Source organism: Stenotrophomonas sp. (assembly GCF_032066555.1).
In the GTDB taxonomy this organism is placed as follows: Bacteria; Pseudomonadota; Gammaproteobacteria; order Xanthomonadales; family Xanthomonadaceae; genus Stenotrophomonas.
The window spans coordinates 200,651-213,472 of sequence record NZ_DAMBKV010000001.1 but is presented as its reverse complement, the minus strand read 5'-3'; the positions used below and the strand labels follow the sequence as shown (position 1 = coordinate 213,472).

At 64.4% G+C, this 12,822-nt stretch carries 10 protein-coding genes; 8 read left to right on the top strand and 2 right to left on the bottom strand.

Annotation, left to right across the window (positions count from 1 at the left end):
- Positions 1–91: 91 nt before the first annotated feature.
- The gene (locus tag RT131_RS00955) at positions 92–1,594 is read right to left on the bottom strand and encodes an aldehyde dehydrogenase (RefSeq protein ID WP_313169467.1); all 1,503 of its coding nucleotides are present in this window, start codon (positions 1,592–1,594) and stop codon (positions 92–94) included.
- A 155-nt stretch (positions 1,595–1,749) separates the two neighbouring features.
- On the opposite strand from RT131_RS00955, the gene RT131_RS00950 reads away from it, so the two are divergent.
- The 8 genes from RT131_RS00950 (at position 1,750) to RT131_RS00915 (ending at position 10,378) form a co-directional block, all read left to right on the top strand.
- On the top strand, positions 1,750–2,634 hold the full coding sequence (locus RT131_RS00950; protein ID WP_313169465.1) for a plasmid replication/partition related protein: 885 nt from the start codon (positions 1,750–1,752) through the stop codon (positions 2,632–2,634).
- Positions 2,635–2,685: 51 nt separating this feature from the next.
- Positions 2,686–3,330, top strand: a complete 645-nt coding sequence (locus RT131_RS00945; protein WP_313169463.1) for a DUF5671 domain-containing protein — start codon at positions 2,686–2,688, stop codon at positions 3,328–3,330.
- Complete coding sequence (locus RT131_RS00940) at positions 3,327–3,749, top strand: hypothetical protein (RefSeq protein ID WP_313169462.1); 423 nt, start codon at positions 3,327–3,329, stop codon at positions 3,747–3,749. The genes RT131_RS00945 and RT131_RS00940 overlap by 4 nt, the downstream gene beginning before the upstream one ends.
- A 3-nt stretch (positions 3,750–3,752) precedes the next feature.
- A complete protein-coding gene (locus RT131_RS00935) occupies positions 3,753–5,039 on the top strand; it encodes a DUF445 family protein (protein WP_313169460.1) in 1,287 nt (428 codons plus the stop codon).
- Between the two features lie 726 nt (positions 5,040–5,765).
- Positions 5,766–8,000 (top strand): TonB-dependent siderophore receptor, encoded by a 2,235-nt coding sequence (locus RT131_RS00930; protein ID WP_313169458.1) that lies wholly within the window; start codon positions 5,766–5,768, stop codon positions 7,998–8,000.
- A gap of 97 nt (positions 8,001–8,097) precedes the next feature.
- Positions 8,098–8,436: a DUF3649 domain-containing protein gene (locus tag RT131_RS00925; protein ID WP_313169456.1), complete on the top strand. Its 339-nt coding sequence runs from the start codon at positions 8,098–8,100 to the stop codon at positions 8,434–8,436.
- Positions 8,433–10,049: a PepSY-associated TM helix domain-containing protein gene (locus RT131_RS00920; RefSeq protein ID WP_313169454.1), complete on the top strand. Its 1,617-nt coding sequence runs from the start codon at positions 8,433–8,435 to the stop codon at positions 10,047–10,049. Before RT131_RS00925 ends, RT131_RS00920 begins: the two co-directional genes overlap by 4 nt.
- Positions 10,046–10,378 (top strand): DUF3325 domain-containing protein, encoded by a 333-nt coding sequence (locus RT131_RS00915; protein ID WP_313169452.1) that lies wholly within the window; start codon positions 10,046–10,048, stop codon positions 10,376–10,378. Before RT131_RS00920 ends, RT131_RS00915 begins: the two co-directional genes overlap by 4 nt.
- Positions 10,379–10,661: 283 nt before the next feature.
- Here the strand turns inward: RT131_RS00915 and rlmKL are convergent, their stop codons facing one another.
- Entirely contained in the window at positions 10,662–12,800 is a 2,139-nt protein-coding gene (rlmKL, locus tag RT131_RS00910) for a bifunctional 23S rRNA (guanine(2069)-N(7))-methyltransferase RlmK/23S rRNA (guanine(2445)-N(2))-methyltransferase RlmL (protein ID WP_313169451.1), read from the bottom strand.
- Positions 12,801–12,822: the final 22 nt, after the last annotated feature.

Genomic DNA, 12,822 nt, shown 5'->3' with positions numbered 1-12,822 from the left:
TTGCAAGGCTTCAAACGCAATAACCGAAGCTCAACAGCCAACCCCTCCCCAGCCCCCTCCCCTTGGCTTACGCCCAAAGGGAGGGAGCAGATCAGCCTTCCAGATTGATCCAGGTCGCCTTCATCTCGGTGTATTTGTCGAAAGCGTGCAAGGACTTGTCGCGGCCATTGCCTGATTGCTTGTACCCACCAAACGGCGCAGTCATGTCGCCGCCGTCCCAATAGTTCACCCATACGCTGCCCGCTCGCAGGCCACGCGCAAGCCGATGCGCACGTGATACGTCGCGCGTCCATACGCCGGCCGCCAAGCCATACTCGGTGTCATTGGCCAACTGCAAGGCGTGCTGCTCGCCATCGAACGCGATCACCGACAGCACCGGGCCGAATATCTCCTCGCGGGCGATGCTCTGTTGCGGACTGACTTCATCAAACACCGTCGGTTCGATGTAGCACCCGCCAGCAACGACATCCGCACGTTTGCCACCCAGCAATAGCCGCGCGCCTTCCGCGCTACCTTTCTCCACGTAACCAAGCACGCGCTGGGTCTGTGCTTCATCCACCATCGCACCCATGGCTGCCTTCGGCTCGAACGGATGCGCAGGTTGCATATGCCGGCCATGCTCGATCACCTTGGCGACAAACGCGTCCTTGATCGAACGCTCCACCAGCAGACGCGAACCGGCCGTGCACACTTCACCCTGGTTGTAGAAGATCGCGCTCGCCGCCGCCTCAGCTGCTTTGTCCAGATCATGCGCATCGGCAAACACGATGTTCGGGCTCTTGCCGCCGCATTCCATGTAGGCGCGCTTCATGTTGGACAGACCTGCACATTGCAGCAGCCGCTTGCCAACCGCAGTGGAGCCGGTGAACACCAAGCCATCCACGTCCATATGCAGCGCCAGCGGCTCGCCGGCGCCCTTGCCAGTGCCGGGCACCACGTTGAACACACCATCCGGAACACCGGCTTCGCTCACCAGCTCGGCGAAGCGCAAAGCGCTCAAAGGCGACCTCTCCGAAGGCTTGAGCACCACCGAATTGCCGGCCGCCAGTGCCGGCGCGATCTTCCAAGCTGCCATCAGCAAAGGGAAATTCCACGGCACGATGGCGCCGACCACGCCCAGTGGCTCGCGCGTGATCAAGCCCAATTCGTTGGCACCGGTCGGGGCAACTTCGCCGTACAACTTGTCCACCGCCTCCGCCGTCCACTGGATGCAGCGGATCACCCCACCGATATCCACCTGCCGTGCCTGCGCCACCGGCTTGCCCATGTCCAGGGTCTCGAGCAGGGCAAGTTCATCGGCATGCGCCTCCACCAGGGCCGCCAACTTCAACAAGACCTGCTTGCGCCTGGCCGGCTTCAGTGCTGCCCAATGCCCCGCACTGAAACTGCGACGCGCCGCCGCCACCGCATGATCGATGTCGACCTGGCCAGCATCGGCGATCTGGCCCAGCACGCGCCCGTCAATCGGGCTGATGCAGTCGAAAGTGGCACCCGATGCGGCGTCCACGTACTGCCCATTTATGAACGCGCGGGTGCGCAGCGACATACGGTCGGCAAGGCTCTGCCACTGTTCACGGATATGGGGCGTGTTCATGAGGTTTTCCCGGTTGCGAAGGCTTTGTCGCTGGCGTTCATGGTACGCCGACCACCGCAGGGCACCGACACGGACCTGTTATTTTCCGCAATTACAAGGGTTGGCCCCGGCTCGTGCTGGCTTCACAATGCCGCTCCACGTTTCTGGCAGCGCTCATGGACATCATCGTCAACGAAGAACTCAAGGCCTATATCGATCCGCTCACGCAGGACGAGCACGACGCGCTGGAGCGCAGTCTGCTGGCCGAGGGTTGCCGCGACGCACTGGTGCTGTGGGGCGATGTACTGATCGATGGGCACAACCGTTACGGCATCTGTTCCAAGCATGGCATCCCGTTCAACACCGTGCAGAACACCCGCTTCAAGTCCATGGATGACGTGCACCTGTGGATGATCGAGCAGCACCTGGGCCGGCGCAGCGTCTCCGATTACCAGCGCGGCGTGCTCGCCCTGCGCAAGCGCGACATCCTGGAAACCCGCCGTCGGGCTGAACAGGAGCAACTGCGCCGTGAGAGCGACGGTGAAGCTGCGATCAACGACGCCAACAGCGATGCCGACACCCCGCCGTGGGAGCCCGCGCCCAAGCTGTCCAAGGCCGATCTGGCCCGCGAAGCCAAGCTCAGTCCCAGCCAGGTGACGATGATCGAGAAGATCCACGAGCACGCCGCCGCCGAGGTGATCGAGGCGATGCGCGTGGGCGCGATCTCGCTCAGTGCCGCCGCCACCGTGGCCAGCCTGCCGGAGGAAGAGCAGCGCGCGGCAGCCCGTGGCGGCAAGGATGAACTGAAGCAGGCCGCCAAGCGCGTGCGCGATGCCAAGCGCAAGCCCAAGCCTGCACGCGAAGATGCCGATGACGAAGGACAGCCGCTGAGCATGGCCGAAGCGGATGGCCTGGATGGCGCCGCCGAAAGCCCGGAAATGCAGGCCCTGCGCCAGCGCGTGGCTTCGCTCACCGCCGAGAACCAGGCCCTGCGCATGGAATTGGATGCCCTGCGCGCACGCATGCTGGCCGCCCAGGCAGAAGAGCCCATCGACGCTTGATTGCACTGAGCCGGCCGCCTAGGCTGCGTTCATCCCTGCAAGGAGCATGTGATGGCCTCGGCCTCCCCCGAACTTGAAGCTTTTGTCCGCGATGCCTTGATGCGCGGACACAGCCGCCAGCAGGTCAGCAGCGCGCTGCTGGCCGCCGGTTGGAGCGAACAGCAGATCAGCGGCGTGCTCGGCGGTTGGGCCGACGTGGATTTCCCGCTACCGGTACCACGCCCACGCGCCTCGCTGTCGGCTCGCGAAGCCTTCGCCTATCTGGTGCTGTTCAGTACCTTGTACTTCTTTACCTGGAACCTGGGCAGCCTGCTGTTCCAGCTTATCCAGTACGCCCTGCCCGACCCGGCTGATCCCGATTGGCAGCTGATGCGCTTGAGCGGAGGTATCCGTTGGGCGATCTCGGCCCTGGTCATCGCCTTCCCGGTGTTCGTCTTCGCCGCCCACCGCGTCAGCCGCGACGTGGACAGGCATCCGATCAAGCGGTTGTCGCCGGTACGCCGCTGGCTCACCTATTTGACCCTGTTCGTGGCGGCCACCGTCCTGATCGGCGACCTCACCGCCCTGGTCTTCAATCTGCTCGGTGGCGACCTCAGCCTGCGCTTTGTGCTCAAGGTGCTGGTGGTCGGCGCCATCGCCGGCACGGTGTTCGGTTACTACCTGTGGGACCTGCGCCAAGAGGAGGTCGAGGCATGAGCCGCACTGCTTGGGGCACCCGCGTACTCTGGGCGACCGGCATCGTCACTGCAGCCGCAATTGCAGCCGGTGTCTGGGTGATCGATTCACCGTCGCAGCAACGACTCAAGCGGCTGGATGAGGCGCGCGTATCGCATCTGCGCACGCTGGAAATCGCAGCCGGCAACTACTGGCGCGAGAACGATGCGCTGCCGCCGAACATCCTCGCGCTGGCCGCGCAACCCGGCATGGTCCTGACCTACAAGGATCCCGGCGGTGGGCCCGACTACCGTTACCGCGCCCTGGATCCCACCCATTACGAGTTGTGCGCGCAGTTCGATACCAGCACCGCGGACGGCCCCCAGCGTGCCGGCGAATGGGCGCACCCTGCAGGCAACCACTGCTTCCGCCGGGCGGTAAGCGCAAAGGACAGCGACTAAGCCGTGAGCCCACAGGACGATCCGCGCCGCGCGCAGTTGCGCCGCCTCAAGTTGTACGCGGTGGCAATGCTGCTGGCGATGCTGGCGGGCTTCGTCGTCAGCCACATCAACGGCGAACGCGGCATTTGGGCGTGGGTGGGTGCCTTCTGTGAGGCGGCCACGGTGGGCGCCCTGGCGGACTGGTTCGCGGTCGTGGCCTTGTTCCGGCGACCGTTGAACCTGCCGATTCCGCATACGGCCATCATTCCGCGCAACAAGGAACGCATCGCCGACAGCCTGGCGGTGTTCGTCCGCGACCATTTCCTGGAGCCGGAAGCACTGCTGGCCAAGCTGAAGGTGTTCGACCCCGCCACCCGCCTGGGCGAATGGTTGGCGCAACCGGCGCAGGCCAGGATGCTGGCCGGGATGGCACGCGGCTGGGCGGTGCAGGCATTGGACCTGCTCGACGAGGCGGCAGTGCGTCGTTCCATCCAGGGCTTCGTGGTGGCGCAGCTGAGGCAATGGAACGCTGCGGGAACCGCAGGTGAACTGCTGGGTCTGCTGACTGCCGACAACCGCCACCAGCGCGTGCTCGATGAAGGGCTTACCCGCATCGCCCATTGGCTGGACAACGACAAGGTACGACAACAAGCCTCGGCCTTGATCGTGCGTTACATCCGCAAGGAATGGCCCAAGCTGGCCAGCACCGTGGATTGGGTCAAGCCCATCGACGAGATCGGCGATTCACTGGCCGACAGGCTGGCGCGCGCCGGTCTGGAAGAGCTGCAGGCGATCCTGTCGCAGCCCGAGCATCCACTGCGGCAGGACTACGCTGCATGGATCGCCGATTACATCCGCCGCCTGCGCGACGATCCCGCCTTGGCTGCGAAAGTGGACGCACTGAAGCAGCAGGTGATCGATCACCCAGCGGTGCAGGAATATGTGCAGGGCTTGTGGCAGCGCGTGCATGACTATCTGCGCACCGACCTGTCCCGCGAAGACTCGGTGCTGGCCGGCCACCTGGAACGCAGCCTTGGCAAGCTGGGCACCAGCATCGGCAGCGATCCGGCCCTGCGCGACGCGCTGAACCAGCACATGCTGGCGGGCGCGGAAAAGCTGACCAACCGCCTGCGCAGCGGCGTCACCAACCATATCGCCCAGACCGTGAAGGCATGGGATGAAAAGAAGCTGGTGGAGCAGCTGGAGCTCAGCGTCGGCCGCGACCTGCAGTACATCCGCTTCAACGGGACGCTGGTAGGCGGCCTGATCGGCCTGCTGCTGCATGCCCTGACCGGCTGGCTGAAGTTCTGACCCAGCCAACGTGGGACCGGCAACGCTTGTAGGAGCGGCGTAAGCCGCGAAGCCGGTTCCCTGTCAGGTCACCGCGTTTCCGCGATCCGCACGAGCCCAAGCGCATTTCCAGATTGCAACCAAACCGGTGATTGGACAGATCGTGAGCTTCGCGGCTGACGCAGCTCCTACACCAGCCGCGCTTCTTGTGGGAGCGGCGCAAGCCGCGAAGCTGAGATCCCATCCGGACGATACATGTCCTGCAATCCGTGCATTCCAACCACATCTCCGGATTGCGATCGAGCCAGTGATTGGACAGCTTGTGAGCTTCGCGGCTTACGCCGCTCCCACAAGCAATCCATGGCTCTTTTCTTTTTGACACTTGCCACGATGCACAACGCGATCCATGGAAGCCTTGAGAGATCACTTTCCTGCGCGAAAACATCGCACTCCAGAAAGTTCAACGCTCTCAAAAGACAATTTAGCTTGCCCTCACAAATAAGAATGGTTATCGTTACTAACTAGGCCGTACGCCCAGCCCCTCGCGGCAGCGATGCACCGCATCCACCCGCCAAGCCCCGTGTACCCCCGATAGATACCAAGCCGCGCGACCCCAATGGGCCGACGCGCAGCACATGCGGGCAGCACGCGGGAAACCTCTTCCGGCACCTCACACGCCAGTCGTGTAGCAGAGCCGTGGGCACTCCTCCTGTTGGCCGCACCACTTTCGCCACTCAGGAAACGCCGATGCATAACCCCCGTGCAACCACTCCGCTTTCGCTTTCACTGCTATCGACCGCGCTGGCGGTCGCTCTGGCTGGCAATCCGGCTTCCGCGCACGCAGAAGCACCGGCAGACAATGCAACCACGCTGGATGCCGTGAAGGTCGTCGCCGAAGGCGAGCTGGCGAACTCCTATACCGTCAAGCACGCCAAGACCGCGACCAAGCTGGACCTGTCACTGCGTCAGACGCCGCAGTCGGTCACTGTCATCACCCGTCAGCGGCTGGACGACATGGGTCTGTTCTCGCTGTCCGACGTGATGGGCCAGGTTACCGGCGTGCATGTGTCTGTCACCGACAGCGAGCGCATCAACTACGTCTCGCGCGGCTACAACATCACCAATTTCCAGGTCGACGGCATGCTCAACACGTTTGGTGGGTCGATCAAGACCAATACCGACAACGTGATCTACGAGCGCATCGAAGTGGTGCGTGGCGCCACCGGCCTGACCACCGGCGCAGGCGATCCGTCCGGCACCATCAGCTTCGTGCGCAAGCGCCCTACCGACACCGTGCAGATGGGCGCAAACCTGACGCTCGGCCGTTGGGGCAACCAGCGCATGGAGTTCGATATCGGCGGCCCGGTGGCCTGGGACGGCCGCATCCGCGCCCGTGCGGTCGCCGCCAAGCAACAGAGCGACTCGTTCCGCGATGTCTACAAACTCGACAAGAACGTGTTCTACGGCATCATCCAGGCCGACGTCAGCAACAGCACCCTGCTTGAGCTCGGCTACGAGTACCAGTCACCGGAGACCTCCGGCGTGACCTGGGGCGTGGTGCCTTACTGGGGTGTGGACGGCAAGCCGGCCAAGCTGCCGCGCTCAACCAACCTGTCGGCATCGTGGAGCCAGTGGCCGATCGTCGAGAAGACCAGCTTCGCCCGCATCGAGCAGCAGCTCGGCGCCGGCTGGGCGTTGAAGGGCAGCTTCACCCACGCCGACCGTGAAACCGATGGCAGCGTCTGGTACGGCGCCAATGGCTTCCCGCGCCCGGATGGCACTGGCGTCACCGCCTACCTCTCTCACTTCGCCGAACAGAGCACGATGGATGTGTTCGACGTGAACGTCGGTGGCAACTTCAAACTGTTCGGCCGCGAGCACGAGCTGGTGTTCGGTCTGGGCGAGTCCGTGCGCAAGGGCGAGTACCCGTCCATCACCATCCCCGACTATCCCGACGACTACGCGCAGGTGCCGGACTGGCGCAACTGGACCGGCAACATCCCGGAACTGCCGATCGTCCGCAACGGCTACCTGGGTTCGGAAGATGAATTGAAGCAGCGCGCTGCCTATGTCGCCGCCCGCCTGCAGTTGGCTGACCCTCTATTGGCCGTCGCCGGTGCCCGCTACAGCACCTGGGAGACCAAGACCTGGCGTTACAGCTACGACACCGCCGGCAACCGCACCGGTACCACCCGCACTGGCTACAAGCCGGAGAACACGCTTACCCCGTATCTTGGCCTGATCTACGACATCAACAAGTACTTCAGCGCCTACGCCAGCTATACCGACATCTTCCAGCCGCAGAACTACCGCGACAAGAACAACAGCTACCTGGAGCCGGTGGTCGGCGACATGTGGGAAGCCGGCTTCAAGGCTGAATTCTTTGATGGCCTGCTCAATACCTCGGCCGCCATGTTCAAGGGCGTCAAGGACAACGTCGCCGAACTGGACGACAGCGTACCGGTGAACTCGTTGCCCGATGGTTCCAGCGCCTACCGTTCCACCGGCAAGGGCAACAAGGTCAAGGGTTGGGAAGTCGAAGCACAGGGCAGCCTGGGCGAGCATTGGAACCTGTCGGCCGGCTTCGCCCATACCACCACTTACAGCCAGGCAGGCGTTCGCCAGAACACCACCACCCCGGTGGACACCTTCCGCCTCAACACCAGCTGGCGTCCGGGCGGTGCCGAAGGTCGCTTCTGGCTGGGCGGCGGCGCCACCTGGCAGAGCGAAATCTGGCGCAACAGCAGCAAGCCCGCCGCCGACTACCTGACCAGTGGCCGCACCGTAAGTGCGCGCATCACCCAGGACTCGTTCTACCTGCTGAACCTGTCGGCGGGCTACCGCTTCAACCAGAACTTCAGTGCTCAGCTCAACGTCAACAATCTGCTGGACAAGGCGTACTTCAGCAACGTGGGCTTCTACAACGGCGTGTACTGGGGTGAGCCGCGCAATGTGCTGCTGACCCTGCGCTGGAAGCTCTGATCCCTCCAGGGAAACCACTGCGACGCAGTGGCGGCCAGGGACGGCCGACTTACACCACGCCACCGGCACCGCCGGTGGCGTCCGTATTGATCCGACTATGCAGGTCTCCGTGGACAGCACGCCTCTCGCCAGCCCCTGGTACACCCGTTTTGGCAGTTTCCTCGCACGCCCCTGGCTGGGTGTGTTGTCGCGCTCGCTGGCCGCCATCGTTGGCGGCTATGCCTTGGCCGCCACTTGTTCGATGTTCTTCGCGGTGGCCTTGCCGATCGCCCGCAGCCAGGCGGTGCTGACCGGCATGCTGGTCGCCATCGTGTTGTGCGCCTGCGCCGCGTTGTGGGCGTTCGCCACCCGCAGCGCTTTGCGTGCCTGGGTCGGCATCCTGGTCCCGACCGCGCTGTTGTGGCTGGGTACCCAGTGGTTGGGAGCTGCCGCATGAAGAACGGATTCCGCCAATCGATGGCGTGGCTGCATACATGGACCGGTTTGCTGGTCGGTTGGTTGCTGCTGCTGATCTTCATGGCTGGCACCGCCAGCTATTACCGCGAGGAGATCAGCCGCTGGATGCGGCCTGAGCTGCCGCGCAGCACGGTCAGTGCCGACCAGGCCGCCGCCAATGCACTGGCCTTCCTGCAGCACAAGGCACCGCAAGCCGAAAGCTGGAATGTCAGTTTGCCCGACACACGCAATCCGACCATGCGCACGTTCTGGCGCAACCCCGAATCCATGGTCAAACCGCCAGCCGAGGGTGAGAAGCGTCGCCGTCGTGGCGGCGGCCGCTTTGGCGACGCCACCCTCGATGCCAACACCGGCCAGGAAGTCAGTGCGCGCGAAACCCGTGGTGGCGATTTCTTCTATCGCCTGCATTTTGACCTGCACTACATCCCGGTGATCTGGGCACGCTACATCGTCGGTTTCTGCGCGATGTTCATGCTGGTGGCCATCATCAGCGGCGTCATCACCCACAAGAAGATCTTCAAGGACTTCTTCACCTTCCGTCCGCAGAAGGGACTGCGCTCCTGGCTGGACTTCCACAACGTCAGCGCGGTGATGGCACTGCCCTACCACGCCATGATCACCTACACCGGCATCGTCACGCTGATGTTGCTGTATCTGCCCTGGGGGGTGAAAGTGGCCTACCCGAACGACGAGGATGCGTTTTTCAGCGAGGCCTTCGCGCGCATGGCCGAGGTCGAAGGGCCGGCCCAAGGCCGCGCCGCGCCGTTGCCGATCCAGCAATTGCTGGACAGCGCGCGCATGCACTGGAATGGCGCCGAGGTTGCCGGCTTCGTGATGCATCGCCCGGGTGCGGCCAATGCAGTGATCGACATCCAGCAACGCGACGGCAAACGCCTGACCATCGACACCCCTTCGCTGCGCTATGACGCCGTCACTGGCGAGCTGCTGGACACCAGTCCGGGGGCCGGCGCTGCCACCCGAACCCGCGGTGTGATGTATGGCCTGCATCTGGCGCGCTTCGCCGATTGGGGACTGCGCGCCCTGTTCTTCATCTCCGGGCTGATCGGCTGCCTGATGGTGGCCAGTGGCGTGGTGCTATGGGCGGTGAAGGAAAGGCCCAAGCATGCCAAGTCCGGCAGGACCGGCCTTGGCCTGCGTCTGGTCGATGCCTTGAACATTGGTGCGGTAGCCGGCCTGCCGATTGCCTTTGCCGCCTATTTCTGGGGCAACCGCTTGCTGCCGCTGCAGATGGCCGAGCGCCCGGCAGCCGAAGCCAATGTGTTTTTCTGGGCCTGGGGCGCCGCCCTGCTGGCGGCGTTCATCTGGCCCAAGCGGATGATGTGGGCCTGGCAGCTGTACCTGGGCGCGGCGCTGTTTGCCTTGATCCCCCTGCTCAATGCCTCGACCACGAATGCGCATCTTGGCGCGAGCATTGCCGCCGGCGACTGGGTATTGGCCAGCTTCGACCTGTGCATGATCGCCTTCGGCGCGATGCTGGCCTACTGCGGCTGGCGCATGCAGCACTGGCAGCCACCGTTGAGTGCCGCGGAGAAAAAGCGCAGGCAACAAGCGGCTGCGGAGGCGAGCGCATGATGCTGCTTGTCCTGGGTTTGTCGTTCGCCGCCTTTGTTGCGCTGTCCTTTGCGATGGAAAAGCACCAGTTGGACCTTTACGGCAAGGCTGCTGCGAGCACTGCACGCATGCAGCTGTGGCGCTGGTTAGGCTGGGGCCTGCTGACCGCCGCATTCGCGCTGTGCGTGTGGCGACACGGCTGGGCGCTGGGGCCGGTGTGGTGGTTGGGTGCGATGACGGTCGCCGGCCTGCTATTGGCTTTCGGCCTGTACCCCTACCGGCCGCGCTGGATAGCCCCTTTGGCGTGGGTGTTGCCGGTAGCGGGATTGGCGGCAGCAAGCTTGATTTAGTGCCGAGCCATGCTCGGCTGGGGCATTACCGAGCAAAGCAAAAGCACCCCTCCCCAACCCTCCCCTTCGCTGCGCGAAAGGGAGGGAGCACCGGTAGAGCCGAGCCATGCTCGGCTGGGGCATTATCGAGCAAAGCAAAAGCCCCCCTCCCCAGCCCTCCCCTTCGCTGCGCGAAAGGGAGGGAGCACGGTGGGCGGCGGTTTTATCGGGCAGGCCTCTGCCGAGCATGGCTCGGCACTACCGGCGAGCGCTGAGCATGGCTCGGCACTACAGGTGCGGCGGTTTAGACCCGGCGCAGTTCCCAGGCGCGGTGGATGCGGGCATTGCGCTCGAAATCCGGGCCGATGGTCTGCGCGGAGATTTCGCGGCAATGCGCGAACTCGGCAATGGCGTTCTCTTCCAGCTTGAAGCGGCGGAAGTTGTTGGAGAAATACAGCACGCCATCGGAGGTCAGCCGCGCCATCGCTGCACGCAGCAGGCGCACATGCTCGCGCTGGATGTCGAAATCGTCGGCACGCGCCGAGTTGGAGAAGGTCGGCGGGTCGCAGAAGATCACGTCGTAACGGTTTTTCTCCGCTTCCAGCCAGGTCACCGCATCGGCCTGCACCAGGGTGTGCTGGCTGCCGCCCTTGCCGTTGAGCGCGAGGTTGTCGGCACACCATTGCAGGTAGGTACCGGACAGATCCACGCTGGTGGTCGAGCTGGCGCCAGCAACCGCCGCTTCCACGCTGGCCACGCCGGTGTAGCAGAACAGGTTGAGGAAGCGCTTGCCGCGCGCTTCCTGCGCCATATGCGTGCGCAGCGGGCGGTGGTCCAGGAACAGGCCGGTGTCCAGGTAATCGAACAGATTCACCCGCAGCAGCGCATCGTTCTCGCGCACCAGGATGAACTCGCCGCGCTGCTCGAAACGACCGTACTTGCTGCCGCCCTTGCCACGCTCACGTGACTTCAGGGCGACCTGTTCGGCCGGCACCTGGAATACCTCGCGCGCGGCGGCCAGCAGTTCGTTGCGACGTCGGCGCACGTCCACGTCCGGAATGGTGGCCGGCGCGGCGTATTCCTGCACATGCAGGAAGGTGCGGTTCTTGCCACCGTCTTCGCGGTAGACGTCGATGGCCGCCGCGTATTCCGGCAGATCGGCGTCGTAGGCGCGGAAGCAGGTGATGCCTTCGCGGTTCAGCCAGTTCTTGAACTTCTTGAGGTTCTTGCGCAGGCGGTTGGCCACCATCTGCGCGCCTTCGCTGAGTTCGCGCGGCTGGCCGGCGTTCTCACGCTCGGGCACGGCAATCGGGTCACAGACGATCAGCGCGCATTCGATGGCGCCGTTGAACATCTGGTACTTCTTGGCCGCACGCAGGCCGGTGGCGAAGGCCAGGTCGGCGCTGCCGCACAGCAGGCTTGCACGCCAGGTCGGCACCGCACGCTTGAGCGCATCACCAATACGGCGATACAGCACGGTGTCGGCGGCCAGGCGTTCATCGTAAGGGGGATTGCAGACCACGCAGCCGGTTTCCTGCGGCGGCACCTGCACGTCGGCCACGTCCCGCACGCCGAACCAGATGGCCTCGCTGACGCCCGCCACCTCGGCGTTTTCCTTGGCCGCACGGATTGCCGCCGGATCGATGTCGCTGCCGTGGATGACCTGCTTGAGCGCGGCACGACCGGCCTGCTCGCGCTCGCGCGCTTCGGCCATCAGTTCCTTCCACTGCGCCTGGTCAAAACCACGCCAGCGGCTGGGCGGGATGCTGCCGTGGCGCTGCAGGCCCGGCGCAACATCGGCGGCCATCAAGGCGCCTTCGATCAGCAAGGTGCCGCTGCCGCACATCGGGTCGAGCAGGCCACCGCCTTCGGCATGGATCTTCGGCCAGTTGGCGCGCAGCAGCACGGCGGCAGCCAGGTTTTCCTTCAGCGGCGCGTCGTTCTGCGCCATGCGCCAACCACGGCGGTGCATCGGGCCACCGCCCAGGTCGATGGAGATGGTGGCCCTGCCCTTGCGCAGCGACAGGTTGATGCGCACATCCGGGAACTCGACGTTCACCGACGGCCGCTCCATGCCCTGGTCACGCAGGCTGTCGACCACGCCGTCCTTGACCCGCTGCGCGGCAAAGCGCGCGTGGGTAATGGCGGTGCCGGACACATGCGCGTCCACCGACAGGGTCAGCTCCGGGCTGATGTGCTGGTCCCACGGCATTGCCGCCACGCCCTGGTACAGCGAGTTCTCGTCCGGGCAGTCGAATTCCTGCAGCGGCCACAGCACGCGGCTGGCCAGGCGCGACCACAGCACCACCCGCTGCGCGTCGCGCAGCTCGCCCTCGGCATTGACGCCGGCAATGGTGGCGGTCGCCCGCGGCAGGCCCATCGCCAGCAGTTCGTCGGCGAGCAGGTATTCAAGGCCCTTGGCGCAGGAAACAAAGAAATTCACGGGAGATATCAACTTTCGAAGA